At 42.6% G+C, this 25,648-nt stretch carries 28 protein-coding genes and 1 riboswitch; of the genes, 12 read left to right on the top strand and 16 right to left on the bottom strand.

Translation table 11 applies throughout. The features are described from left to right. Both B3014_RS15005 and B3014_RS15000 read right to left on the bottom strand, forming a co-directional pair. The coding region (locus tag B3014_RS15005) for a ZrgA family zinc uptake protein (RefSeq protein WP_289287020.1) at positions 1-410 on the bottom strand (410 nt) is incomplete at its 3' end. 25 nt (positions 411-435) lie between these two features. Continuing rightward, a complete protein-coding gene (locus B3014_RS15000) occupies positions 436-642 on the bottom strand; it encodes a hypothetical protein (protein ID WP_289243777.1) in 207 nt (68 codons plus the stop codon). 621 nt (positions 643-1,263) lie between these two features. Here B3014_RS15000 and B3014_RS14995 point away from each other — a divergent pair. The 5 genes from B3014_RS14995 to B3014_RS14975 all read left to right on the top strand — a co-directional run bounded on the left by B3014_RS14995 (position 1,264) and on the right by B3014_RS14975 (position 5,378). Continuing rightward, positions 1,264-1,848 (top strand): LysM peptidoglycan-binding domain-containing protein, encoded by a 585-nt coding sequence (locus B3014_RS14995; protein WP_289243778.1) that lies wholly within the window; start codon positions 1,264-1,266, stop codon positions 1,846-1,848. A 39-nt stretch (positions 1,849-1,887) separates the two neighbouring features. Beyond that, on the top strand, positions 1,888-2,571 hold the full coding sequence (locus tag B3014_RS14990; RefSeq protein ID WP_289243779.1) for a peptidoglycan DD-metalloendopeptidase family protein: 684 nt from the start codon (positions 1,888-1,890) through the stop codon (positions 2,569-2,571). A gap of 276 nt (positions 2,572-2,847) precedes the next feature. Next, on the top strand, positions 2,848-3,603 hold the full coding sequence (locus B3014_RS14985) for a metal ABC transporter ATP-binding protein (RefSeq protein WP_289243780.1): 756 nt from the start codon (positions 2,848-2,850) through the stop codon (positions 3,601-3,603). Further along, positions 3,600-4,466: a metal ABC transporter permease gene (locus B3014_RS14980; protein WP_289243781.1), complete on the top strand. Its 867-nt coding sequence runs from the start codon at positions 3,600-3,602 to the stop codon at positions 4,464-4,466. The genes B3014_RS14985 and B3014_RS14980 overlap by 4 nt, the downstream gene beginning before the upstream one ends. Positions 4,467-4,487: 21 nt before the next feature. Beyond that, entirely contained in the window at positions 4,488-5,378 is an 891-nt protein-coding gene (locus B3014_RS14975; RefSeq protein ID WP_289243782.1) for a metal ABC transporter solute-binding protein, Zn/Mn family, read from the top strand. A 16-nt stretch (positions 5,379-5,394) separates the two neighbouring features. Here B3014_RS14975 and B3014_RS14970 read toward each other — a convergent pair whose 3' ends face one another. From B3014_RS14970 to hmpA, 11 genes are all read right to left on the bottom strand, one after another. Next, on the bottom strand, positions 5,395-5,832 hold the full coding sequence (locus tag B3014_RS14970; protein WP_289243783.1) for an ester cyclase: 438 nt from the start codon (positions 5,830-5,832) through the stop codon (positions 5,395-5,397). Positions 5,833-5,881: 49 nt separating this feature from the next. Further along, entirely contained in the window at positions 5,882-6,220 is a 339-nt protein-coding gene (locus B3014_RS14965) for a thioredoxin family protein (protein WP_289243784.1), read from the bottom strand. A gap of 176 nt (positions 6,221-6,396) precedes the next feature. Next, on the bottom strand, positions 6,397-6,936 hold the full coding sequence (locus tag B3014_RS14960; protein WP_289287019.1) for a hypothetical protein: 540 nt from the start codon (positions 6,934-6,936) through the stop codon (positions 6,397-6,399). Positions 6,937-6,953: 17 nt separating this feature from the next. Beyond that, positions 6,954-7,040: riboswitch (cyclic di-GMP riboswitch) on the bottom strand. Positions 7,041-7,200: 160 nt separating this feature from the next. Continuing rightward, positions 7,201-7,602, bottom strand: coding sequence for a hypothetical protein (locus B3014_RS14955; protein WP_289243786.1), 402 nt, complete (start codon positions 7,600-7,602; stop codon positions 7,201-7,203). Positions 7,603-7,703: 101 nt separating this feature from the next. Next, positions 7,704-8,309, bottom strand: coding sequence for a hypothetical protein (locus B3014_RS14950; protein WP_289243787.1), 606 nt, complete (start codon positions 8,307-8,309; stop codon positions 7,704-7,706). Positions 8,310-8,564: 255 nt separating this feature from the next. Then, positions 8,565-9,062, bottom strand: a complete 498-nt coding sequence (locus B3014_RS14945; protein WP_289243788.1) for a DUF695 domain-containing protein — start codon at positions 9,060-9,062, stop codon at positions 8,565-8,567. A gap of 204 nt (positions 9,063-9,266) precedes the next feature. Further along, positions 9,267-9,713: a hypothetical protein gene (locus B3014_RS14940; protein ID WP_289243789.1), complete on the bottom strand. Its 447-nt coding sequence runs from the start codon at positions 9,711-9,713 to the stop codon at positions 9,267-9,269. A 67-nt stretch (positions 9,714-9,780) separates the two neighbouring features. After that, positions 9,781-10,626: a hypothetical protein gene (locus B3014_RS14935; RefSeq protein WP_289243790.1), complete on the bottom strand. Its 846-nt coding sequence runs from the start codon at positions 10,624-10,626 to the stop codon at positions 9,781-9,783. A gap of 390 nt (positions 10,627-11,016) precedes the next feature. Further along, positions 11,017-11,976: an HPP family protein gene (locus B3014_RS14930; protein ID WP_289243791.1), complete on the bottom strand. Its 960-nt coding sequence runs from the start codon at positions 11,974-11,976 to the stop codon at positions 11,017-11,019. Positions 11,977-12,057: 81 nt separating this feature from the next. Next, a complete protein-coding gene (locus B3014_RS14925; RefSeq protein ID WP_289243792.1) occupies positions 12,058-13,242 on the bottom strand; it encodes an NnrS family protein in 1,185 nt (394 codons plus the stop codon). Between the two features lie 57 nt (positions 13,243-13,299). Continuing rightward, positions 13,300-14,496: an NO-inducible flavohemoprotein gene (gene hmpA / locus B3014_RS14920; RefSeq protein ID WP_289243793.1), complete on the bottom strand. Its 1,197-nt coding sequence runs from the start codon at positions 14,494-14,496 to the stop codon at positions 13,300-13,302. A 189-nt stretch (positions 14,497-14,685) separates the two neighbouring features. Between hmpA and norR the strand changes: the two genes are divergently transcribed. Further along, positions 14,686-16,266 (top strand): nitric oxide reductase transcriptional regulator NorR, encoded by a 1,581-nt coding sequence (gene norR / locus B3014_RS14915; RefSeq protein ID WP_289243794.1) that lies wholly within the window; start codon positions 14,686-14,688, stop codon positions 16,264-16,266. A 69-nt stretch (positions 16,267-16,335) separates the two neighbouring features. Here norR and B3014_RS14910 read toward each other — a convergent pair whose 3' ends face one another. From B3014_RS14910 to B3014_RS14900, 3 genes are all read right to left on the bottom strand, one after another. Then, positions 16,336-16,896 carry a hypothetical protein gene (locus B3014_RS14910; protein ID WP_289287018.1) on the bottom strand — a complete coding sequence of 187 codons (561 nt, stop codon included), beginning with the start codon at positions 16,894-16,896 and terminating at the stop codon, positions 16,336-16,338. Positions 16,897-17,259: 363 nt separating this feature from the next. Further along, entirely contained in the window at positions 17,260-18,090 is an 831-nt protein-coding gene (locus B3014_RS14905; RefSeq protein ID WP_289243796.1) for a hypothetical protein, read from the bottom strand. 256 nt (positions 18,091-18,346) lie between these two features. Further along, positions 18,347-19,816: an AAA family ATPase gene (locus tag B3014_RS14900; protein ID WP_289243797.1), complete on the bottom strand. Its 1,470-nt coding sequence runs from the start codon at positions 19,814-19,816 to the stop codon at positions 18,347-18,349. A 704-nt stretch (positions 19,817-20,520) separates the two neighbouring features. Between B3014_RS14900 and B3014_RS14895 the strand changes: the two genes are divergently transcribed. The 6 genes from B3014_RS14895 to B3014_RS14870 all read left to right on the top strand — a co-directional run. Further along, complete coding sequence (locus tag B3014_RS14895) at positions 20,521-21,309, top strand: TOBE domain-containing protein (RefSeq protein WP_289243798.1); 789 nt, start codon at positions 20,521-20,523, stop codon at positions 21,307-21,309. Between the two features lie 15 nt (positions 21,310-21,324). Then, positions 21,325-22,080: a molybdate ABC transporter substrate-binding protein gene (gene modA / locus B3014_RS14890; protein ID WP_289243799.1), complete on the top strand. Its 756-nt coding sequence runs from the start codon at positions 21,325-21,327 to the stop codon at positions 22,078-22,080. 22 nt (positions 22,081-22,102) lie between these two features. Further along, positions 22,103-22,780: a molybdate ABC transporter permease subunit gene (modB, locus tag B3014_RS14885; RefSeq protein ID WP_289243800.1), complete on the top strand. Its 678-nt coding sequence runs from the start codon at positions 22,103-22,105 to the stop codon at positions 22,778-22,780. Then, positions 22,777-23,853, top strand: coding sequence for a molybdenum ABC transporter ATP-binding protein (modC, locus tag B3014_RS14880; RefSeq protein ID WP_289243801.1), 1,077 nt, complete (start codon positions 22,777-22,779; stop codon positions 23,851-23,853). Before modB ends, modC begins: the two co-directional genes overlap by 4 nt. A gap of 179 nt (positions 23,854-24,032) precedes the next feature. Then, positions 24,033-24,947 (top strand): ADP-ribosyl-[dinitrogen reductase] hydrolase, encoded by a 915-nt coding sequence (gene draG, locus B3014_RS14875; RefSeq protein WP_289243802.1) that lies wholly within the window; start codon positions 24,033-24,035, stop codon positions 24,945-24,947. A 209-nt stretch (positions 24,948-25,156) separates the two neighbouring features. Beyond that, positions 25,157-25,648, top strand: a 492-nt coding sequence (locus B3014_RS14870) for a DEAD/DEAH box helicase (RefSeq protein ID WP_289287017.1), incomplete at its 3' end; no start/stop codon positions are given.

Raw genomic sequence — 25,648 nt, 5'->3', positions numbered from 1 at the left:
TGTTCATGTTCATGGTCATGTTCATGTTCATGTTCATGTTCATGTTCATGTTCATGTTCATGTTCATGTTCATGTTCATCAGAGCCTATCAGCCCGGACACATCCACCGCCATATCATCCACTTCACAACGGCTGCCTTTAAAGGCAAATAATTGTGGTGCCGTCTTAAGCGTTGCTTCCACTTCACGCACTTTGTTTACATCATGCTCTGATTCGGCTTTATGTTCAAAACCGACCATATTCATCGCCGGTGAGTCCAGGCTGATATTCACTTTATCCTGTTCAATCACCACCGTCATATCCACAAGCCCGTGAACATGAGATTCATGCTCAATACGTTCTGCAGCAAAAACAAAAACCGGGAATAGCTGAACATAGCCCAAGGCCAGTGCCAATGCTTTCTTTTTCATCTTATCTCCCACTCTATAGTTAGAATTAAGCGTTCTCTTGCTTAACGTGATTAAACCAACCAATCACATCACGCCAGTGTTTATCACCATATTTTTTCCTGAAGATACGACTTTCCTCTAACGTATCATTAGTCAGAATAGATAACCGTTCGTTGATGTAATTTTGGTTAAGTTCAATTTTGCACTCATCAACAATGCATACATACCACTCGTCATAGGTACTTGGAATCATAAGCTACCCTCTTTTACTCAACTCAACATCAGCCATCAAATCGATAGCTATTATTCGGGGACATACACCAGTTTTCCATCAGGCAAGCGATAGGTGATCCCAGCTTTGACACACTCGGCATCCCCATCTCTCCAGCGTCTCTGCTGAGCATTCGGCATAATCTCCAGGCTTGAAGATCCTGTATGTTCCGAGAACTGGCGACAATAGATTCAAGCCGTGATGCATCAGCTCAAAAATTGAGCAATGATATAATATATCTTTTATAAAGCAATGTTACATTGCCCAGAAGGTTCTTGCCCCCATGACTACTCGCTTTCAGGCTTTTGTAACATAAAGAATAGTTTGTCACTTCAGTATGCTGATCTATATTTATTGACTTAGCGAGACAGGCAAGCCAACTGAAGATCAGTTATTGCGATCGGCTTCAATTGATTTTTTCAGGTACTGAACTTTCAAGTTTGCATGCATCCAAAGCAGCTATACAACAATATCGATAGCCCTGATTGAAGTTGACTATGATCAATGCTTTTATTCTTCAGTTTAAGTGATATGATATATCAAAATAATCATCGATGATTATCACCACTATATTCCAATATCATTGATTTAAAAGATTCAGCTATGAAAAAAGTACATCGTAAAGGGCCCCTTTCTGCCCCAGCTTATATTGCTTTGTTTGTCATTTTAGTGGCGATGATGATTCTGACAGTCTTGCGCCTTGGCTCGGGCATAACCGATACACCAAACATCACCATTTCAAAGCCTGTCGCTCTCCCAGCTCTTAGCTCTACATCAGATACAAATGAACTCACTGAGCCGAATAAGGCAATGGCAACAGACGACCCGGCCCAATCGATACCTGTCAGTACAACTGAACCTCAAACACATACCGTCCATTACAAAGTCAAATCCGGCGATAGCCTTGAAAGCATTTTCAAACACTTTAGCCTTCCCATCCAGACACTCTACGGCATTCTTGAGGCTGATGAGCCCTATCTGGAGATGGATGTATTACACCCTGGTCAGCATCTAGGTTTTACATTCAACAACGATGACACTCTGACGGCATTATCTGTAGTCAGTAGCCCCAAGAAGATTATCGTTTATCAAAAAGAGGATGACAATCATTTCAGCCACAATGAAACCATCGCTCCCACAACATGGGAAACCGTGGTGCTTAAAGGGGAAATAAGCAATAGTTTCTAACTGGCTGCAGCCAATGCTGGGATCAGTGATCCCACTATCATGATGCTGACCAAACTCATTCGAAATAAAATTAACTTCCGCCGCGATTTGCGTAAAAACGATCAGTTTCAAGTCATCATTAAACGTGAAATGCTAGACGATACGCCGGTGGGTAATAACTATGTTGCCGCTATTCGATTAGCTGGGCAGAAAATCGACTTCAATGCCTACCTGCATACCGATGGTCAGTATTACGATAAAGATGGACACAATCTGATACCCGCTTTACTGCGTTACCCTACCCGGAACACATTCCGCATCAGCTCCCCTTTCAATCCAAAACGTCACCATCCCATCACAGGCAAAATATCACCACATAACGGCGTAGACTTTGCCATGCCAATAGGTACTCCCATTATCTCAACTGGTGATGGCCAAGTAGAACGCGTCGCCAATCATCGTTACGCCGGTAAATATCTTGTCATTAAAGAATTTGGCCCGTATTCAACTCGCTATCTACACTTAAGCAAAATTTTGGTACACAGAGGACAAAAAATCTCTCGTGGCCAAATCATTGCCTATTCAGGTAATACAGGTCGCTCTACTGGCCCGCATTTACATTACGAGCTACGCATCAATGACAAGCCTGTTAACCCTATCACGGCAGAAATACCTACATTGGAATCCGTCTCAGAAACTGAGTTAGCTGCATTTCATGAGCATGTCAAACCCTTGATGGGATGATGTCAGATGAAACGACCATCGCCACCGCTAATCTGGACTGGCTAAATAACTGGTTAATTAACACGGCCTCGGCATCTACGCGTTCAATGATGTAATGCAAGATTCAATCTCGTTTGCTTGGCATAAGCCAACAAAAAAGGCATGACTGATATAAATGAATAAACACCACTTTTTTCAGGGCTCAGTTTTGGGCGCGCCGGCTTATCAGAGACTGATTGTCGTTCTACTTATTAATATCGCGCTGTGATCAGCGATATTCTGGGCGGTATCACTCCCATGAGCAGTCCCGTCATCTCACTGAACAATGTCAGTGTTGCTTATGAAAATCAGCCTGTTATTCAGCAGATATCTGGCAAATTTACTCCTGGCAGTCTGACAGCTATTACTGGGCCTAATGGTGCTGGCAAATCCACGTTATTAAAAACGATTATGGGCGAACTTAGCCCTTCTCAAGGTTCACTTGAACGACACAATATCTCGGTTCGCAGCATCGGTTACTTACCTCAGGCAGCTGATATTGATCGTCAATTTCCAATCACGGTCTATGAAACCGTCTTACTAGGTTTATGGAAACAGACAGGTCCTTTTGGTGGTATATCGACGGATTTAGCCCATAAAGCCAAGGAGGCTTTAGTCACAGTCGGTTTGAAAGACTTTGAACGACAACCAATCAGTATGCTGTCTGCAGGACAATTTCAACGCGTCCTCTTTGCTCGCTTACTGTTGCAAAATGCCGACGTGATTGTATTGGACGAACCCTTTACTGCCATAGATGCCCAGACAACAAAAGATCTGATTGCCCTGGTTATGCGTTGGCATACAGAAGGTCGGACTGTCATTGCCGTATTGCACGACTTAAAACAAATCCGAGGCTACTTTCCCAATGTATTACTACTGGCAAGAAAGCTTATTGCTTGGGGTACAACCAAAGAAGTGCTCACCACGGCCAATGTATTAAAAGCAGTGCAGCAGTCTGAATCCTGGTTTGGTCAGCTTGAGCCGACACTGTTTAATCAGGTTGAAACACCATGACCAGTTACCAATTACTGATTGAACCCTTTGCAGATTACGGATTTATGCGACGAGCGCTTATCGCCTCTGTATCACTGGGTTTGAGTGCCGGGCCCGTCGGCGTGTTGTTATTGCTACGTCGAATGAGTCTTATCGGTGATGCCATGAGTCATGCGGTGTTACCTGGCGCAGCGATAGGCTTTTTGGTTGCTGGAGGCTTATCACTGATTGCTATGGGCATTGGCGGTTTGGTTGCCGGTATCAGCGTGGCATTACTATCAGGCTTTGTCAGTCGCACCACGATATTAAAAGAGGATGCCAGCTTTGCTACGTTTTATCTGACCTCACTGGCACTGGGCGTATTAATCGGCTCAATGCGTGGGTCAAATATTGATCTCTTACACGTACTCTTTGGCACCATACTGGCGATTGATGCCCAATCATTGTATCTGGTGGGTGGCGTAACTAGCTTGAGTCTTATTGTGTTAGCCATTATCTACCGACCACTGGTGGTTGAATGCTTTGACCCCGGCTTCTTAAAAGCCGTGGGTGGTTATGGCCCTGTTTATCACTTCTTATTTTTATTTCTGGTTGTGTTGAACTTGGTCGCCGGTTTTCAGACATTGGGCACGCTTATGGCTGTAGGTATCATGATGTTACCCGCTGCTATCTCTCAGCTTTGGGCCAGAACACTGCCAATGATGCTGGTCATTGCTGCATCGAGTGGTGCCTTATCTGGCTTTATCGGTCTGCTGATTTCTTATCACTTAGGTTCGGCGTCCGGACCAACTATTATTTTGACCAGCAGTTTTATCTATCTTGTCTCTCTGTGCATTGCCCCACAAGGGGTGTTAAAGCAGTGGTTCTATCACTACAAACTCTAGTATCAAAACAAAAGGTTCACTATGTACAAACCGTTATTCACCTATCTGATTCTTATTGGCCTAACTTTTGTCATCAAATCCGCTTCCGCTAACACTATCAATGCTGTCACCAGCTTTGGCATTTTGGCTGATGTCGTCAAAAACGTAGGTGGAGAGCATGTAAAAGTGACCAGTATCGTGCCACCTAATGGTGACCCACATAGCTACGAGCCCTCCCCAGGTGATGTAAAATTAATCAAATCCGCAGACGTCATCTTTTTAAGTGGCATGGGTTTAGAGAACTGGTTTCAACGTTTAGCGAAAGCCGCCGGCACCACCACAGCTCCGATTGCTGTTTCAAAAGGTATTGAGACCTATTCTGTAACAGCTGGCTATGGCCACTTCAGAGCCGATCCACACGTATGGAATGATGTCGATAATGTTCAAGTTTGGGTTAATAATATTGAGGCGGCCTTGATTCAAATCAGACCCGATCTGACAAATGAAATACAACAGGCTGCTCAAGCGTACAGAGAAAAACTGACGGCACTGGATGCCAGTATCCACGCAAAGCTGACAAGCCTGCCAACGGATAAACGTGACATTTTAACCAGCCATGATGCGTTTAGTTATTACACCAAAGCCTATGGCGTCAGATTCTTATCACCCCAGGGCGTATCCACAGAAACCGAAGCCTCAGCAGCTACCATCGCTAAACTCATCGACCAGATTAAACAGCTTGGCGTAACACGTTATTTTTTTGAAAACTCTAATAACACCCGTTTGATCAAGCAGATTGCTAACGCCACCGGGGCAAAACCAGGCGGCAGACTCTATCCGGAGTCGTTATCTGAAGAAAATGGACCGGCTCCAACCTATATCAAACTGATGCAATACAACACACAACAAATCGTTACGGCCCTTTCAGAATAACGCCGAGATACCCAGGCTATTTATTTTCAGATAGTCTGGGTAGTGGGTCCTGGTTATCTTGATGACGAAGTTGCTCCTCCAGACTCTTTAAATCTCCCAACACCCATACATCAGAAATAAGATCTTGTCTAAAAGTAAACAAAGCTGAGCCCTGCCAGCTTAAGCGTTTTTGTGTGGGGGGATATCCCATAAACACATCTCGATGAATGCCAGTAAAGGTCATTTTGGCAAATACTTTATCGCCTTCTTCTACAAGCTCATCAATAATGCATGTGTAATTGCCCAATGCTTTATGGACCATATCAACATACTCAGAGACCCCGACATGCCCGCGTTTTTCCTCACCCAATGATCCTCGGAAAGTCACATCATCACATAGGATAGAAGATATGGATGCCTTGTTGTGAGCATTCCATAAAACCTCATAAAACCGCCGCACATGGTCTTTATGCATAACTATTCTCAGAGAAAATCAGTCGGGACAGGGCTGGAACTAGTTTGGCTTAGTTGAGCTTTGACAGCAATTCATGAACCTCTTCAGCACGTAATGGCCTCACAAGACGACCCACTTCTTGACCATTGTTTAGCAGTATCAATGTCGGCCATAGCTTAACCTTAAACCCACGGCCCAATCGCTTACCCTTACCGTCATAGATTTTGATATGACGCAGTTCACTATGTTCATTGACCACTTCGATTATAGCTGCACTTGCTGCCTGACAATGACCACACCAAGGCGCACCAAACTCAAGTAATACCTTTCCTGGCAATTCCCTCGTTTGCTCAAAGGTTAATGTTTCCTCTGCATAGCCTGAGTCGTCATCAGCTTGATTCATATTCATATAATTAACTCTATGGGTAAATGACAATCTCTTTACTCAATCGCCGAAAGACTATTCTCTCAGCAACAAAAAACAGTTTATTTGCCATCTCATCTTGCCATAAGTTTCTGTCAGGCAATAAAAAAGCCGTAATGAACTTAATCATTACGGCTTTAATCGGTTTAACAGTCTGGGTATTAAGCGACTGTTTTTTGAGCTCTACGACGTAAGCCCATGAAACCTAATAATGCAGGAGCAAACAAGAATGCTGCAGCAGGAATAGGCACAGCAGATACGTTTAATGACATACCACCGATATTATCTCCGTATACACTGTCATTGATAAAAAACTGAACAGTGGCATCTGATAACAGTGTAAATGTTGCACCAAGTGCATTCAGCAGTGCTAAATCAGCAGTCGCATATCTACCAGTATCGCTAGTGATGATATTAGTAGTTCCAGAGGGTGTAGTGAATGAGTAGTTGTTTACCCAGCCTTTTGAACAACCTGTACCATCAGCACCACAACCTTGAACTTTACCCCAGGCATTCCACGCTGTGTATGTGTCATCTTTAAATGGGCTGATTGAATAAGTACCTGCTTTCAGGTTGAGTTCAACAGCATTCGAAGAAGTGTTTGTTTTTGCATCAAGGTGGACAGTTGCTGCATTGGCAGTCAACGGCGCCATAATTAACAACCCGAGAGCGATTACTAGATTCTTGCTAAATAACTTCATTACATAAGCCTTTGTTATTGTGCAACTCAGCCATCTTTATTCACAACTTATAAAGACCTGAAGCTTTCCGTGCTTGGCTCACACCAAGGTTGGCTTTATTGAGAAATTAATTTATTACAGCTACAGAATAAATCGCTTCTATAACTCAATCAATTGTACCTTGGTACTAGAAAGCCAATTTAAACGTAGGTTTTGGCGTTTTCCGTCATTGAGATTACTCCCACGCACATCAATCTGAACACGCAAAACAGATCTGGAGGACAACTAGGTATCAATTAGATAAATCAAACTCAGCGCGGCAATAACGTAACAAGCTAAAGTGAAAAATGACCAAAACCAGAGAGCGAGTAGCCCTGACTTTTTTCCACCATAAGCGAGGTTCTCAATAAAGATCGCTTCTTGCATCCGCTTGGCAATAAAGTGCATCGCCAGCACAGCAAGCAGAAATTGAATCAACGCTGGCACCCAACTCAAGACAGTCGCACTCATTACATACAGGATGCATAAAGAAATCATACCAAGAATGAACGAGCTGATGGCTTTGCCGTATTGACCAATACGCACATAATTAATAGCAATAAGGCTCAGTCCGCAAAGCGGTGTACCTAGAAAAGTCGCGATGCCAACTTGCCTGTGTGAAAACAGGGTTGCTCTTCCTTGATTCAATTTTTATCTCCTGACAAAAGTCATCACTGCAGCTAGCCAATGACTTAATCTAATCATTCATTAGATTAATATTACTCTCTAAGCCTCACTCATCGCCATGACTATTCCTTACTCTCACGTGGGTGTAGCTCAGACTCAATCCACTCCGCGACCTCTTGCTTGTCTTGTCTTTTTACCATCTGTCTCGTATTGATGTCTTTTGGATAAACGCAAGTGCCGGTATTGTGCTTCAGCACAAATGCGCGCTTCGCCCCAACAGGGTGTTTACTCGGAGCATGAATTACCGCAGCTCTTAACTCGAGACATTCAACGTCTTCCAGTGAAGCATTTAAACCTATTTTATTTTGAGTGTTTTCAATAATGTCTCGAAACGTACCTAAAATCAGATAACCACCATTGAGCAACGGCCCTTGACGCAAAGTTTGCTGCACATCCTGCTCGGTCACATTAATGCGCTCAAACTCTGTTACAGCAAGCTTATACTCCTCCCCGGACGTCATTTTTATCACGGCTTGTACACACACCACATGAACAGGTCTCTCACCCATATTCACTAACATACACAGCGCATCAGGGTTTTCATTTTGGGCATGATGGAAAATAAGATAAGGCCGATTATTTCGGCGATATTGACTAAGTATTAACTGTAAATAAACAAGCCAGATAATGGCCATAACAGCAGAGCTGACTGGGCCAATATAATCCATATATTTTTTCTCCTCCGTTGGAAATGATGTATAGAGGAGTACTGACTAAGAACTCAGTAATGAGTTTCATTTGGTAACTTGATGAGATGTGTGAGTTGGAAATCAATTGCAAGAAATCAAGTTTGCTGCCCCCTTGATCATGCAGATCCCTTGATTCTTTGATTTGTATGACCCTATTGATTTGTTATTTTAGACTGGCTTGGAGCATAGCCTAAAGCCAGTCCCAGCCGCGTAGCGGCGAATAACACCACCTTGTTATGTTCTTACCGCTCTGAAATACCATTCTGGTTGTTTCCATTCAATATCCTCCTCCATTCTATAGTCAAATTGACGAGGGTATTGATAATGCTCTATTAAATACTGAAGGTGTTGATTTGCAATTTCAGGGTCATATACCATCCAGACCAATCGGCGAGTTTTATTCCATGTTTCTCGAACCAAGAAAAGCGCATTGCCGCCAGCCTTTATTTCTTCATCTAATTTGTCACAGAATGGATCAACTATTTTTCGTTCTTCTTCTGAAGGCATTCCATTATCTATAATCTCTCCTTCGTTAAAATCGATTATCACGGATAAATGCCATCGGAATATATCTCGATGTTCGAAATCTAACAGAGAAGAATTAATAGCCGCTATACAAGGTAGACTATCGTTTTTGTATTCAATTAGGGTATAGCTCTCTTCTGGAAGAACAATTCTAACCTCATTCTCCTTGAGTTTTTCTTTCTTCTTTCCGAATAGTTTTCCTAGCACTTTATGTCTCCAAGAACATAACGATCTTAGTATGGGGCTAGCGCTTTTTGGCAGTCCCAGCGAGCAGAATATTTAGGGAGTATTTACACTGACCCTAAATATCCCTAACGCCCAATATGGTTAGTATTGGAATACCTCTAAAAAATTGATTAATAACAAAATATTACACCAAAAGTAGCGACGCGGTTACGCGTCCGACTACCTTTATTTGTTAGCTGCATCCTCTGTATATCTATTTCCAATATCCAATAATCTTTTTATCGCATCCTCTTTGGAGCCAAGGGAGGAAAAATGTTGAACATAGGATAAAGATCTAAATAAAAAGTACAGCGACACTAAGTAGCCTACAATTGGGATGACATTATTAATTGGTGAAACAATTAACGAAACCAAGGCAATAATGGCTGCTTTTAAAAAGTAATGAAAACCCGCATACAAACAAGTTAACAATCCATCAAAGCGAAATTCACGGGTCGGCCCCGCTTTGGCTAAAAGACTAAAATATGTCGCCACATCCCGATCTTCAGTAATCTTCTTCGAAATGAAGACGGCAGTTTTCTGTCCTAGAAGCAAAACTAGCCAGAATAATGCTGAGCCTAAAGCTCCTTGCACAATCACTGGCCATTTTATTATTTCTTCAAAGATATTCATGGTTATCCTTTGCAGCTAACGCCTTAAACACCGGCGCAGCTATGCTGCGTCCGAGTACTTTGACTTGTTAAAGGTCTTTTAATGCCCTCGGCAAACGAGATATGCGTATGTTAGCCTCAGGTAGCAAATCAGCTAATGTAGATCTAATTAGGGATTCATCGCATTCACCTTTGGTAGAAACGTCTAAGTGGTTGTGATCACGAACCTTTCTCAGGGAAATGGCGTTAACACCTTCGATATCCAAAATATCCGGTGCTATTGTTTCCATATCTATATCGTCTACCCGCTTTAAACATACGCTGATGTCTCCACTAGGCCTTTTACGATTTACTGATCCTCTTTCAAGCATGTTAATGCTTCTTCTCATACTGCGTAACTCATCCATAATTAGTTCCTGGCCACTCACCTCTTTTGTATCAATCTTAGCCACTTTGAATTCGCCGAAATGCTTTAGGAAAGTTGTATATTCTGGATCTTCAGTTGCTTTTTTATAGGTTCTAATAATCTTTTCTTTGAGCTTACTTTTAAATTCGACAATATCTGAAAATCTTAGATCTCGACGATATTCAAGGTGTTCTATAGAAGAAGTATCGAAAGAATAGCTTGTCTTGTCATCTTTTACGATGATAGTTGGTTTATCAAATGCTAGCCTCATACCAAGCTCGAACATTACATTAGGATTTTTACCACTAACATCGCAAACAACTATCGGGTTTTCATAAAGGTTTTGCACTATTCTTTTTTGAATGACCCCAACATCATCCGAGTTGCTTACTAGATTAGGCTCATATTCGGCATCAGAAATGGCCTCACTAAGTATTGATAAAACATCTCCCCAGTGAGATTCGGAGCAGCCATCAATCGACGAAATTGGCATAATGATGCCGCATACTTTCTTATCAGTTTCTTCCATGGATACTCCTTGGTTGATTTTACCTTTAATAGTATGTTTTATGAGGCCACTGACCACATAATAAATATTAAACAGGCGGCCTTATAATTCATTTTCAATAATTCTAACTTTTTGATTATTAATGAAAGTAATTTCTTCTTCAAAGAATTATGAGGCCAAAAGCTTAAACCTTGACGGAAAAATAAGGCCAGCTTGCAGTTATCTTGGAAATCAGTATGTCTCTGAGAAAAAGCGAAGCTCATATTGAAATATCCATTTCTATGTTCATTTAAGTCCTTTACGAACAGATGTTTAAATCACAATGCAATCTATTGATATTAGGTCAATATTCCATAGTTTTAGTTGTTGAGCAACATTCAGAAGGATCGAGTGATAAATATGTAATGTTCGCTAGTTTAACCTCAACCAGCGACCATTTTGTTCGTAGACTTCAAATTTGGCCCATTGACGAAAAGCTTCGCGTTCCAGCATGCCGGTGTTGTATAGGTCATTACCCGCTACATTTTTGTAGATAACCACATCATTTTTACTGCCCTCTTTGCCTTCGTCGATCACGCGGCGAACGGCCCATGTGTGACCAATTTTGCCATTGCTGTAAAACTTGCCTGTGCTGATTTTTTCTGGATGCTCGATATGCAGTAAGGCATTTTGTTTGGCTTTTTCGAGGAGTTCACTTAAGCCTTCTTCAGTTAAATCCACGAAGGAATCCAGCTCACGAATAGCGGCATTAAAATCTTCGGTGGTCAGAGAGACGTCTTCGGATGGCACCTCTAATTGAACAGGTTCCGTAACAAGTCTGGATAAATGCACTGGGTAGCGTCGCCAGTGAAATAAGGCATTAAACATAATCGCCACTAGCAAGATGGCGATGACATTCATCAATACAGGGAAAAGCAAATAGCTGTAGCCCAGTTGTGTGATACCTGCTCCGCCCAGAACGGCATTTAATGCAGTGGCACCACCGGGTGGATGGATGCAGCGCGTGTAATACATTAGCCCCACCGCCAAACCCACGGCAATAGCGGCTGCTAATGGTGTTGCACCAAGAAGATATTGGGAGGTGACGCCCACAGCGGCAGAAATTAGATGACCTGCAATCACTTGCCATGGTTGTGATAAGGCACCATGAGGAACAGCAAACACCAGTACGGCGGTGGCACCGAAAGAGGCAATAATCAATAACTCTGAACCCGCACTGATTGCAATATGCTGTGACAGCCATTTTGTCATCAGGATGGTCACGAGAATACCGACCATTGCCCCGAATGCTGAGATCACTTTTTCGCTATGGCTGGTTCTGTTTTTCTCAATCCCCAGCCATAGCATGAGTCGTTTTAAAGCATGCGTCATAATTTAAAGTAACGGGATAGAAAATAGGCATAAATTATACCTATTTAAATCATCCTCATATAGCGACAGGTTTTATCGAGCTCAACCTTTCCTTTCAGCTAATAAAATCGGTGTGTATTGATACAGAAAAATACTGTATGCCAACACCCATAGCAGGATACTGAGCCATAGACTCAATAAACTGGCTGAAAATACGCTAAACATCAGCGCTCTGACTAAGCCGGCTATCAGCACACAGATAAAAGCGATTTTAATCTTTGAAGACGCAATAATCGGTCTGCCGGTATGGCCGAGTGAGACTCGTGACATCATGCTTAAAATAAGCCCGCCCATGCCGCCGACAGTTAACACATGCAAAGCATCATTCATGCTCACATGACCGCCGGCATAATGGTAGGCCAGTAAACACAAGCCAAGAGGAATACACCAGTAACTCAGGTGTAATGACCATAATAGAGGGTGAGATAAGGTGGTGAAAAACCGCCAGCAGGCACACCTTATGGCTGTGAGAGATGCCGCTATCAACAGCATTACCGCCAGAACACCAGCAGGTATCCATGTTTGTAATTGCAGGAAAAACACCGCCACAATTAACCAAATAGAAAACAACGCAGCCCTGTCCAACCATAGCCGTCGAGGTCTGGCTGGGATCTGAGTGGCATTAGCCGTAAACATCGGAATAACACGGCCACCGATGACTGCCATCATCAGCGTAATCAGAAATACGGCTGAATAAAGACTGTTACTTGCTGTTTCAAACTGCTGCGCCTGACTAGATAGATGAAAGTTAACATTGGTGAAAATCAGCAGCAGCAACACCACCACAGCAAAATAATTACGCTTTTGTTTCTTTTGATAAATCAACTTAGCCAGGAATAGTCCGGCATATATAAAGAAACTGCTATCCAGCAATATCACTAACCATGATGGCAAGCCGACTCCTGGCCACATCGCAATACGCCCAACAAGCCAACACCCTACTAATAATGCACATTGCAGACCATGAATGGAGCGTAAACCTGTCCAGGTTTGTACGGCCGTTAATAAAAAGACAACCAACACCGCACCGACAAAACCAAACATCATTTCATGACCGTGCCAGAGTGCGGCGGGTAAGGCATGACTCGGATTTATCCATCCATTCCAGACACCGCCCCAATACAGCAAAGCGATGATGCCAAATAGACTCGCCAGTAAAAACAATGGCCTGAAAGCGAGATCAAACACAGGCTGTGAAAACAATGCTCGGCAAGATTTTATAGTCATAAACAGATACCAAAAGATAAAACAGCGAGCCCTTTCGGGCTCGGCTGTTGCTTGGGGTTAAATAATATCGTCATGCGGACCGAATGTTTCAAAATGTATGTGCTCTGATGGCACACCATTCACATGCAATTGCAGGCGAACAAAGCGCATGAACTCCAATGGCCCACACAGATACACGTCAACATTGTCGAAATCGACTTTGTCTCTGAGCAGGTTGATATCCATCAAACCAGTATGAATATCTTCTGAGACATTCGCTTCTTCGCTATACCAATAAAAATCATGCAGATTCGAGTGAGTCTGTTTCAATTCTGCCAAACGCGGCTTGAATGAATGTTGCTGAGCATTTTTGCAGGTATGTAAAAAGAAGATATCGTGCTGGTAGTCTTCATCACTGACTAAAGTCTCCAGCATAGACATCATTGGCGTTAAGCCAACTCCGCCAGAAATCAACATCACCGATCGGCTAGTCTTGGTTAAAAAGAAAGCCCCCGCCGGTGGCATTAATTCGACTGTATCGCCCACTTCCACCGCATCATGCAGATGATTAGACACCATGCCTTTGATTGGAGAACTTTCACGCTTCACACTAATGCGGTAATGATCAGGGTGATATTTATCTGAAAGTGAATATTGGCGAATCTCAATATGCTCGGCATCATCAGGCTTCACTCTGACGGCAATATACTGGCCCGGCTGGTACTGTCTTATCGGCTGCCCATCCACCGGTTCAAAAATAAAGCTGGTCACTAACTCAGACTCTTTGATTTTGTCTTTGACCCGAAACGCTCTAGGTCCGGTCCAACCACCCTGCTCTTCTCTGCTGTGTTGATAAAGCGTTTTTTCGCGATCGATTAATACGGTAGCCAATAACTGATAGGCTTTTATCCAAGCTTCAGCGACGTCATCAGTGAAGTCATCTGGCGCTAGCTCTCTTAAGGTTTCAATCAGGTGATGACCGACAATCTGATATTGCTCAGGCTGAATATCAAAACTGGTGTGTTTCTGTGCGATTCGCTCGACCAACTCGCCTAGCTCACCCAGGTTATCAATGTATTTGGCATAAGCTGCAACCGCGCTAAACAAAGCAAATTGCTGACGACCGCTTTTTTGATTGCTTAAATTAAAGATATCTTTTAGCTCTGGATTGGCAGTAAACATACGCTGATAAAAATGATCAGTGACCGCTGTGCCTGCCCCTTCCAGTAAGGGAATAGTGCTTTTAACGATTTGAATAGTTTGTGTATCTAACATGTTGTCCTCGCTGTGCTGTTTTTATGTATTACTACTCACACATTGCAGAAGCTATGCCAGACACGCCTGCTTATATAATTCAATCACTTAGTCAGTTATACTTCATCACTTGTGTCTTTATGACCTACACAAAATAGAGTCATAATGACCTATTCATGTTTTTATAACCTGATTAAAAAGAACAGCACAATGTCATTAAACAGCCACCACCTTTTAGTGGAAGTCGCCCTAGACTTAGCCAACAGCTTAAATACCGGAGATCGGTTTGATCGCCTGTTAGGCTCGATAAGAAAAGCCATATCCTGTGATGCTGTGGTATTACTCGGCTTTCGTGATGGCATGCTGACACCTCTGGCCATGCAGGGATTATCGTCTGACGTATTAGGTAGGCGCTTTTTACTTGCAGAACACCCGAGGCTGCAGCGCATTTGTGAGTCAAACAAACCTCTGTTATTTGCTAACGACTGTGATTTACCCGATCCCTATGATGGTTTGTTGGTATCTCAATTAGGTAACTTACCGATTCATTCCTGTATGGGCTTACCCCTGTATTCAGACAATCAGCTTATTGGTGTTGTCACTTTAGATAGCTTTAAACCGCATGCTTTTGATGACATCGAATTAAAAACGCTGGAATTAATCACCGCTTTATCCGCTGCTACTTTAAAAACGGCATTAGAGTTCAAAAAACTGGAACTCAGTGCCCATCATGCCCAGGAAGTGGTCAAAGAGTTAACCCAGGAAGCCTTATTAAAAGACGGCGGCGAGATTATTGGGCAAAGCCCTGTCATGCAAACGCTGAAAAACAATATCGAGCTGGTGTCTGGCTCCAATTTTACGGTGCTGATCACCGGTGAAACGGGTGTGGGTAAAGAGTTGGTTGCCAGGAAAATTCATCAACTTTCAGAGCGTAAAACGGCACCACTGGTCTATTTAAACTGTGCTTCCCTGCCAGAGTCGTTGGTTGAAAGTGAGTTATTTGGCCACACCAAAGGCGCATTTACCGGTGCAGATAAAGCACGTGCCGGTAAGTTTCAGCTGGCAAATGGTGGCACCTTATTTCTGGATGAGGTGGGTGAATTACCGCTCAGCACACAGAGCAAATTATTACGGGTATTGCAATCAGGTGAGATTCAACCTGTTGGCCAAGATAAAGTCGAACATGTGGATGTACGCATAATTGCTGCCACTAATAGGAATCTGGAAAAAGAAGTCGAGAATGAACAGTTCCGCTCCGATCTTTATCACCGTCTGATGGTGTACCCAATCCACCTTCCCAGCCTGAAAGATCGTGGAGAGGATGTATTGCTGCTGGCTGGGTATTTTCTCGAACGTATCAGTCGCCAATTGAATATCCGCCAGCTCCGATTAACGTCAGAAGCCAACACCAGCCTGCTCAATTATTCCTGGCCCGGCAATGTGCGTGAACTAGAACATGTGATCAGCCGAGCAGCATTGAGAGCAAAAGCCAACTCACCTCATCAGGCGATTGTGTCACTCACTTCTGAGTTACTTGAAATCACGTCTGATAAACCCATAGGCAACTTAACTGAGCTGGATACTAACCCATCTAACAGCCTGCCCAATATGAGTTTAAAAGCGGCGACCGAAGCCTTTCAGAAAAGAGTCATCGCCCACACATTGCAACAAACCGATGGTAACTGGGCAATGGCCGCCAAACAGCTTCAGATGGATCGCTCAAACCTTATTCGCATGGCAAAAAGGCTTAACATCACCGTTCAAAAAAATATGCAGATAACTTTCAACTAAATCACTGAAAACCAAACATTTTGACCCTATTGACTTTAGAAAATAATCAAATTGGCTGAGCCTTTGATTCTATTGATTCTGTTTTCCATCGTAGCTCAATTTGTCGTTGAGCTTAGAAAATTTTGAAAAGCAATCGAAAATTTCTTGGTCAGAAACACCATCTGACACACCTAATAATATGCGACCATTAATTTCGTGAGTCATGATAAGCACTCGAATCAAGGTCCCATCGAACTTAACCTTTTGAATATTAAACTCTTCTATTCCAGATGTGGCGAACGGCTCATAGTCGTTTACACGAATTCCTTTTGTAGTGATAAAAACATATTTCTTTATAAATTTTCCAAAGTAGTCGCCGGCAGGAAACATAAGCATAAATAAGAAGCCACTAATGATGCTTAAGTAAATATCCACATCGGTGTTTTCGAAAACTAAGAAAGCGACAGCTTCTAGAAAAAAGGGAAGGAGCATCCCCATAACAAATAAGGACGCTAAAATTAAGACCCTCTTCCACAAAGGCCTTTTAGAAAATAGAGTTTTATACCATTTCCAAAATTCAGAAGGTACCTCCCATGACAGTAGGACACTCTCTCCAATTCGTTTATAAAGTAGTTTAGTAAGAAGTTTCATCTTCAATGAACATAACACCCCAAATCAAGTTGGCTGACCCCTTGATGTGTGATAATTGTAGGCATCATAAGGTAGTGGATCGGAAACTTCTCCATGCCATTTGAAATGAATTTTGGCCCCCCTGGTGGGTTGTGTATTCGCATACTCTCCAAGCACACCTAGAAAGTTCATTCCAGCATCGTAGTGACCTGGATTATTATCAGTTATGTATGCTCCCTCTCTTATGATGTTAAGGGCACGTTCTGGGCTTGTAACATGAATCAAGTCGGTCATATCTAACTACGTTAACATTTGAAGTTTGGAAGAGAAGCTACATAAGGCTTATAACGCCAAGCTCAGCGGCAGTTTGCAGTGCCTTGTTAGCTATGGGTTCCTTATTTCTCTTAATTTTGGCTGACGCTGCGCTTTTTTTAAAACTTCCATAGTTTCACCGCAGCATCTTTCGAATAATTCGTTTCGCCATTCAATTGAGTTCAAACCATTCGAAGAAGCCACTTCAACTCCATAAAGATATCGCTTTCCTCTATGTATTACACCAAAATTCTTTGATGGGCCTTCCCGATAGATGCCGACAAGTTGTGGTGCTCCCCCACTGTATGGATCCTCCCTAGATCCAAGTGAATCGCAAAATGCACTAAAAACATTTCTACTGGTTCTTCCTGATTGATGAGGGTCTTGGTTAGGTTTTCCAATCCATTCTTCATTCCATGTATTTAAAGAAGCCTTTCCACTACCAGAGCTTGCAATTAACCCAGACTTTTCAGGTAATTCAATTTCTTCGATAGAAACCCTTTCATGAGCCACCTTAATCTTGGCGGCATGAAAGCTAGACCGCATTCTATTACCCAGTCGAGTCGCATATAATATTTGACACGTTCCTCTTTGAGGTTTGGGCATCAAATTAAGGCTCTTTTCAATCTCGCCCCTGACTTTCTCAATTTTTATTTCGACGGAATCGCTCTCACTGAACAATAGTCCCTCATCAATGTGCTCAATTAGTTGACCTATTATCTGTATAGGGAAAGAGACTGAGCCACAATAGCCAAACACTTCAGGGAAATTTCTTGAAGCAAACAACTTCCGGCCCACGTCCCAAGTAGCATTTTTTTCCCAAGAAATTCGGCTATCACTAGCAATATAAATCGATGCAGGGCCATGTGTATCGATACCCGTCCATGAAAAGAGTGTTGTCATCTATACATCTCTGTGCATAAGTAGTAGTCTTCATTCGTTCGTGTTGATGATCATCGCCATAAAAGAGCAACCCCGGGCCCCTCCACCAATAATGTCATGGGGGGGACAGGTAGAGAACATTTCCCCAGGTAAAACTGGGGAAGTCCCGGTTTTCAGGCTCCTTTCTTTATATAGCTAACGCCGCGCTCTGCGGCAATTTTGGAGCGCAGGAGAAATTGTCCGACAGCAGCGCCTTGTTAGTTGCCTCATTCGAGGCTTATTTCATAACTGACAAACACCGGTTTAGAATCTGTCTATTTCCTATTATTATCAGTTTTAGCTTTTTTCTAGTTCTAGTTATATTTTGAAATAACATTTTCACTGAATCATAGTATGTTCTTGAAGTATAGATTAGCTTTCCATCAGCTCCATAAGAGAAGTATTCATCTATTACCACTGCAACATTGTCAAACTCTTGGCCAATGACCCGATGTGAATTCTTACTAGTAACTTCAGAATATGACTCATGATGTTCATTGTTATATTGAGATGGCGTCAACCGTAGAACCTCCCAGCCCTCACTACTTATCAGGGAGATGTAACTTTTAACATTTGATGAGTCGGTAAAGTAATCGAAGTCAATATTCCCAGAATTCGATACAGTTATATTGTTTCTTTTATTATCGAATAGCATTTTAATGAAATTCGCAATCTCTTTGTTTGTCCTTATTTTGTCCGACAAGCTATATTTGTAAGCACCAACAATAGAATTAATCTTGCCTTCAATATTTGTGTGCGCTTCAGACCTTGATAGTGTTTGCTGCCTGTCGTATGAAAAAATACAATGGGTATTTTTCGACGCTGCTTCTACTATTAACTGATCGAACTGATTTGCGTATATTCGTTGTGTTTCATCGACTACAACTAGATCGACATTAATCAAATCATAATTTCTAAAATCTCTTATTGAGACGATATGCCAGCCTGAGTTGATTAGCCTTTGGTGTCCATCATTCAACTGCCCACAATGCACAACTACTGTTTTCATAGCCCCCATACGAGACTTTACAATATCGTATATCAACAAAGTTTTTCCTGTGCCTGCTCCTCCAGTTAGTGAAATAACAGAGGCTGAAGGGCTCGTGATGTTTTTAGTAATTTGATTTTTTATTGTCTCTTGCTGTCCAGTCAGAAAATACTGCCCAGCTAGAAACTTGGTCGTTGAATTGAATGGAGAGACCAGATAGTCAGATGGGTTGAAAAGAACATCAGGGCTTTCGAGCTTAATTAAATTTTGACTAGTCAACAACTGGACTAGCGATTCTAATGGTACGGTTTCGATATCACCCGAAGAGTTCAATTGATATAAAACCTTACTTGAAGCAACAAAACAATAGTTGTGGATGACTTTATTAATATGTTGAAGATAATATTTGTTTCTCGTTAACTGATTTTTTATCTTTTCTTCAGTGCTTTCATTCTTAATCTCAACATTTACTATGTAATTTGACCCAAAGCGGAGCAAGTCAAACTCTTTGCTTATGTGTTGTATTTTATAGCCCACATAAAAATCATTGTAAATGTTGACAAATGACAACAGAGATAACATCTCGTTTATCAATACTTTTATATCACCCAACTCTGCATCATCAATATCTATTTCATAGTGCTGTCTGAATGACTTGTACTCGTCAGGAGCTAATGACTCATGAGCCTGAGAAAGAGATAATAAGTTAATACTTTTCATAAAATTTAATAAATTTCCAACACCGAATATAGATATTTGAATTCTCAGAACCCTGTGAGATAGTCACATAGCTTGCCTTAGCAACTAACAGTGTCTTTTATGAAGCCTTTGACTTCATAATAAATATAAAAAAGTCGCTTCATAATTCCGACCCTACACTTCCAATATTTTTATTTTTAATAAAACGCGATTAATTTTTTTGAGAAGTAGAGCCAAAAAGTTGAAACAGACTGGAAAAATGGAGCCATATTTTGATTCTCTTGGAAGTCAGAGTATTTCGGAGAAAAAGCGATATTCATATTGAATGTTCCATTTCTATGTTCCTTTAAATCCTTTACGAACTGATGTTTAAATCGCAATGCAATCTATTGATATTAGGTCAATATTCCATAGTTTTAATTGTTGAGCAACATTCGAAAGCATTTGATGATAAAAACTTGATGCGAACTCGCTTAACATAAGCAATAATCATTTTTTTCATACACTTCAAATTTCTTCCATTGACGGAAGGCTTCCTGTTACAGCGTGCTGATAATGTATCAGTAATTACTCTCTGCACTACTGTAGAGAAGCACGTCATTTTTAGTTCTCTCATTTTTGAACCAATCACAAATCACGCAATGCATTAAAGCTGAGATTGTAGTGTTTACCATACCGATATATAGTGTTACTTACTATCGACATTTAGAGACAATAAAAACCATATGACTGAACAACATGCAGAAACCACAGCGGCTTTATTCAGTCGTGGTCGTAAATACGATCATATGGCGTTGCTGGAACAGATTGATGTGACAGGCTCAATTCGTGCCGCTGCCACAGCATTAGGTATGACTTATAAAACGGCATGGGATGCTGTTGAAGCCATTAACAATATGACTGAGAGCCCTTTGGTGGAAAGACGCAAAGGGGGTCGTGATGGTGGTGGAGCCAAATTGACTGATCATGGCCGTCGATTGGTCAGCACGTATCGGCGGGTGGATGAAGAACGTGAGCGTGTTCTGCATCAATTAAACGAGGTCGTTGATGACTTTGATGCTTACTATCAGCTCATCAGGAGATTTGATTTGAAAACCAGTGCCCGTAATCAGTTTCTTGGCAAAGTGAAAACGATCAAACAAGGCGAGATTTCAAACGAAGTGATTTTGGATATCGGCGGTGATGATGAAATTGTCGCCAATATTACGTCGGACAGTCTCGAGCATCTTGAACTTAAACAAGGAACAGAAGCCTACGCGATGATTAAGGCTTCATGGGTGATTCTGACCCTAGAACATCAGCTAAAAACCAGTGCTCGCAATAAACTCACAGGCAAAGTTGCACGCTGTCATGAGGGCGCGATCAATACAGAAGTCATTATTGAACTCAACGGGGGCAAAACACTGGCTGCCACGATCACCAATGACAGTGCTCATGAATTGGACCTTAAACCAGACACACAAGTCACGGCATTAATTAAAGCGTCCAACGTGATCCTTGCTGTAGCCAATTAAAACTGAGATTACACAATGACAACAATACAAAAACTTCTCACTGCCCTTTTTTGTTTATTTGCCATGAGCAGCGTACAGGCGCAAACCGTGATGGTGGCAGTAGCGGCTAATTTCACCGAACCTATGCAGGAAATTGCGGCTGCCTTTGATAAAGAGACGGGGAATAACACGGTATTGTCTTTTGCTTCATCCGGTAAGTTTTTTGCCCAGATAAAAAATGGTGCCCCTTTTGATGTGTTTCTTTCCGCCGATGCAGCTAAACCTCTCGCCCTTGAAGAAGATGGGCTTAGCGTTAAAGACAGCCGTTTTACCTATGCTCAGGGTGGATTGATTTTATGGTCACCCAAAGCAGATTTTGTGGATAGCCAAAGTCCAGATGTATTGAGGACAGGTCAGTTTAAACATTTGTCTTTAGCTAATCCCAAGCTTGCACCTTATGGCTTAGCTGCTGTCGAGACATTAAATAATCTGGGTGTTTACGACGATGTCGCCAACAAAATCGTGATGGGAGAAAACATTGCCCAAGCCTATCAATTTGTTGCTACACATAATGCTCAACTGGGTTTTGTGGCTTTGTCGCAAGTAATGAAACAAGGCAAGCTAGGTTCAGGCTCAGGTTGGATTGTGCCTAAAGACCTCTACTCACCTATTCGTCAGGATGCGGTATTACTCAAAAAAGCGGAATACAATGATGCTGCAAAGGCCCTGCTCGACTACCTTAAATCAGACAAAGCCCTGGCGATTATCGAATCCTATGGTTATTCACATTGAGCACGGGTTAACGTAAAGCATCATGTTTAGCGACGCGAATCTAGCTGCCATCTTACTCACGGCAAAACTGGCCAGTATTGTGACCGTTTTGCTGTTATTGATCAGCACACCTATCGCGTGGTGGCTCGCTCGCACCCGTTGTCGTGCCAAAGTCGCTATTGAGGCATTGGTGGCGATGCCGATTGTATTACCGCCATCGGTTATTGGCTTTTATTTATTAGTGGCCATGGGCCCTGAAGGGCCGGTGGGTCAATTAACTCAGGCACTTGGCTTGGGCACCTTGCCTTTTACCTTTAGCGGGCTAGTGATTGCCTCTATTTTTTATTCCCTGCCTTTTGTCGTGCAACCGATACAGCTGGCTTTTGAAAATATTAATGAGCATTATCTGGAAGCCGCTGCCACGCTAGGTGCCAGCCCGTTAGATCGCTTTTTCACTATTGCCTTACCGCTTGCACTACCCGGATTCTTAACCGGTGGCATTCTGGGCTTTGCTCATACAGTCGGTGAATTTGGTGTGGTGTTAATGATTGGCGGCAATATTCCTGACGTGACGCGGGTTGTGTCTGTGCAGATTTATGACTACGTCGAAGCCTTAGAATATGACCAGGCTTGGGAGCTATCGGCGATTATGATCGCGTTTTCATTTGTCACCTTGTTATTGCTCTACCTGTTTAACCCTAATAAAAGAAAACCCGCATGAGCAAGTCTGGCATCGAAACCCGCTTTTATCTTCAGCATCCAGGCTTTACGCTGAATGTTGACTTGAGCATACCTGCTCAGGGTGTCACTGCTTTGTTTGGTCCATCTGGCTCGGGGAAATCGACCATTCTGCGTTGTATGGCGGGTCTGGAAAAAGCCCAAGGCAAGTTCGTGTTTAATGGCGATGTCTGGCAGGATGACAACATCTTTGTCCCACCCCACCAGCGCCCAATTGCTTATGTATTTCAGGAGTCGGCCTTATTCCCTCATATGACTGTGATGGCCAATTTGAATTATGCTTTTAAACGTAGAAAACAAAGCAATACCGACTTTCCTCTGGATAAAACCATTGCTTTATTAGGCATTGAACATTTACTGGATCGTAAACCGGCCAAATTATCGGGCGGTGAAAAACAACGGGTCGCCATTGCACGAAGTCTGGCAGTGAACCCAAAACTGTTATTAATGGATGAACCTTTAGCTGCACTCGATGTAGCCAGAAAACGTGAGTTTTTGCCTTTTTTAGAAAAGCTTCATGACACCTTAAAAATGCCGGTGATTTATGTCAGCCATTCCCCCACAGAAGTCGCACGATTAGCCGATCATATTGTATTGCTGAAAGAAGGTCAGGTTGAGGCTTCAGGTGCACTTAATCACACCCTTTCCCGGCTGGATTTATCGTCACAACTAGATGAGCAGGCCAGTGTGATTATTGAAGCTAAGATTGAGCAGATCCAGAGCGAATGGCATCTTGCTGAAGCCGCATTTGATGGTGGCAAGATGTGGGTAAGAGATATGAATTTTGTTATCGGCAGTCAGGTGCGTCTGCAAGTGCTGGCGCGAGATGTCAGTCTCACTCTATCTCCTGATGAAGATTCCAGCATTGCCAATACCTTACGTGCCCGTATCGAAGAAGTCAGCCAAGGCGATCACCCGGCCATTTTATTGGTTCGACTCAAGGTAGGTGCGAACTATTTACTGTGTCGTCTTACCTCACGTTCGTTTCATCACCTTGGTGTCTCTGTCGGTGATGAGGTCTGGGCACAAATTAAATCTGCCGCCATTATTGAATAATAAAGACTGTAGTTCTAACTATTCAGCCCTTCCCACTTAAATAAATATCATTCGTTTTACACCATTCATGATCAGGATCAATGTGAGGGTGAATGCTCAGTTTTATCATTGCCGACAGCTTTTCGGAACACATAAATGTTCAGACCTACTCGACAATGGATAATTGAGGCTCAATAGCAATGAACTCAGATACAACCATAACCGCATCTTCTCTCTACGAAAGAGCCTTAGGCGCCTATCTTGGTTTTGCCTGCGGTGATGCGCTGGGTGCCACCTTAGAATTTATGACCCCGGAACAAATTCACGAGACTTACGGCCTTCATAAAGATATTACCGGTGGTGGCTGGTTAGGTTTACCACAGGGTCATGTAACGGATGCCACCGAGATGACACTCACACTCAGTCAGGCGATTATTGATGCTCAAGGCTGGGATATTAAAGTGGTGGCTGACTACTTTGTGGTGTGGTTGAGCAAACATCCGACTGACATCAGCGAAGCCGTCCTTCGAGGTATTCGTCGTTATAAAAATACCGGTGACTTGATGGCGCCTTATGATGATCACGATGCGGGTAATGGTGCCTGTAGCCGCATATTGCCTCTGGCTTTGATTTGTCTATATCAGGATGAGGCGTTTGAGAGCTGGCTGTGTGAACAAAATCATTTTACTCATCACAATAGCCTTTCTGACCGAGCCAGTCAGATGCTGGGCTATTTGGTAAAACACTTAATTCGCCAAGAAACTGATTTGGCCGAAGAAACAATTGCTGAATTCATTGAAAAAGAGCCCCAGTTTACTTTCTCACCCTACCCTGGGCATAGCTCTGGTTATATCGTTGATACGATACAAACCGTGCTGCACTTTTTTCATACGACCAATAGTCTGGAAGACTGTATCACTAAGACGGTGAATATGGGGGGAGATGCTAATACCGTCGGTGCTCTCGCCGGTATGTTAGCCGGCGCGAAATATGGTGTGGGAGCGATTCCGGAAAGATGGTTGAAACAACTCGATCCCGATATTTCTGAACTGATCAAAAAACAGACCACCACCTTATTATCATTAGCCGAAAAACTCGCTGAACAAAATCCTTAACGCCTTTCTGAGATGAAGACGAAGTGTTATGTCGCTTTGCACGGGTGAGCAAGGTATAATTCTTTCCTATATTCAAAGGACTACTAGCTCCCTGAGTTTATCTCTCTCCCTTTAAGAAGTTCAGTCTTGATTGCGGAACAATGCTAGGTCTTATTTTCATATCCGCTGAACAGCCATCACGCATATTCGTGATTATTAATTGAGTTCCTATGTCAGATACCGCTTTTTCGTCTCTCCCCTTATCTCAGCCGCAACTGGATGCATTAACCTCTTTAGGTTATGACAGCATGACAGCCATTCAGGCAGAAACCTTACCCTGGTTATTAAAAGGCCGCGATGTGGTCGCTCAGGCAAAAACTGGTAGCGGTAAAACGGCGGCGTTTGGTATCAGCGTACTCAACAGCATCAACCCACGTTTTTTTGGGGTGCAGGCATTGATATTAAGCCCAACCCGCGAGCTGGCAGAACAAATCACTACCGAATTACGAAAGCTCGCGCGTTTAATGCCGAATATTAAAGTTACCACCTTATGCGGTGGTAAACCTATCGGTCCACAAATTGCGTCATTAGAACATGGCACACATATCGTCGTCGGCACGCCGGGCCGGGTAAATGACTTACATAGCAAAAACTGTTTAAAGTTAGATCAACTGAAAGTGCTGGTTCTCGATGAAGCGGATCGTATGTTGGATATGGGCTTT

The sequence above is a fragment of the Methylophaga sp. UBA678 genome, assembly GCF_002299105.1.
Taxonomy (GTDB): Bacteria; Pseudomonadota; Gammaproteobacteria; order Nitrosococcales; family Methylophagaceae; genus Methylophaga; species Methylophaga marina.
Note: the sequence above shows the minus strand (reverse complement) of the source record. Positions and strands in the feature narration are given on the sequence as shown.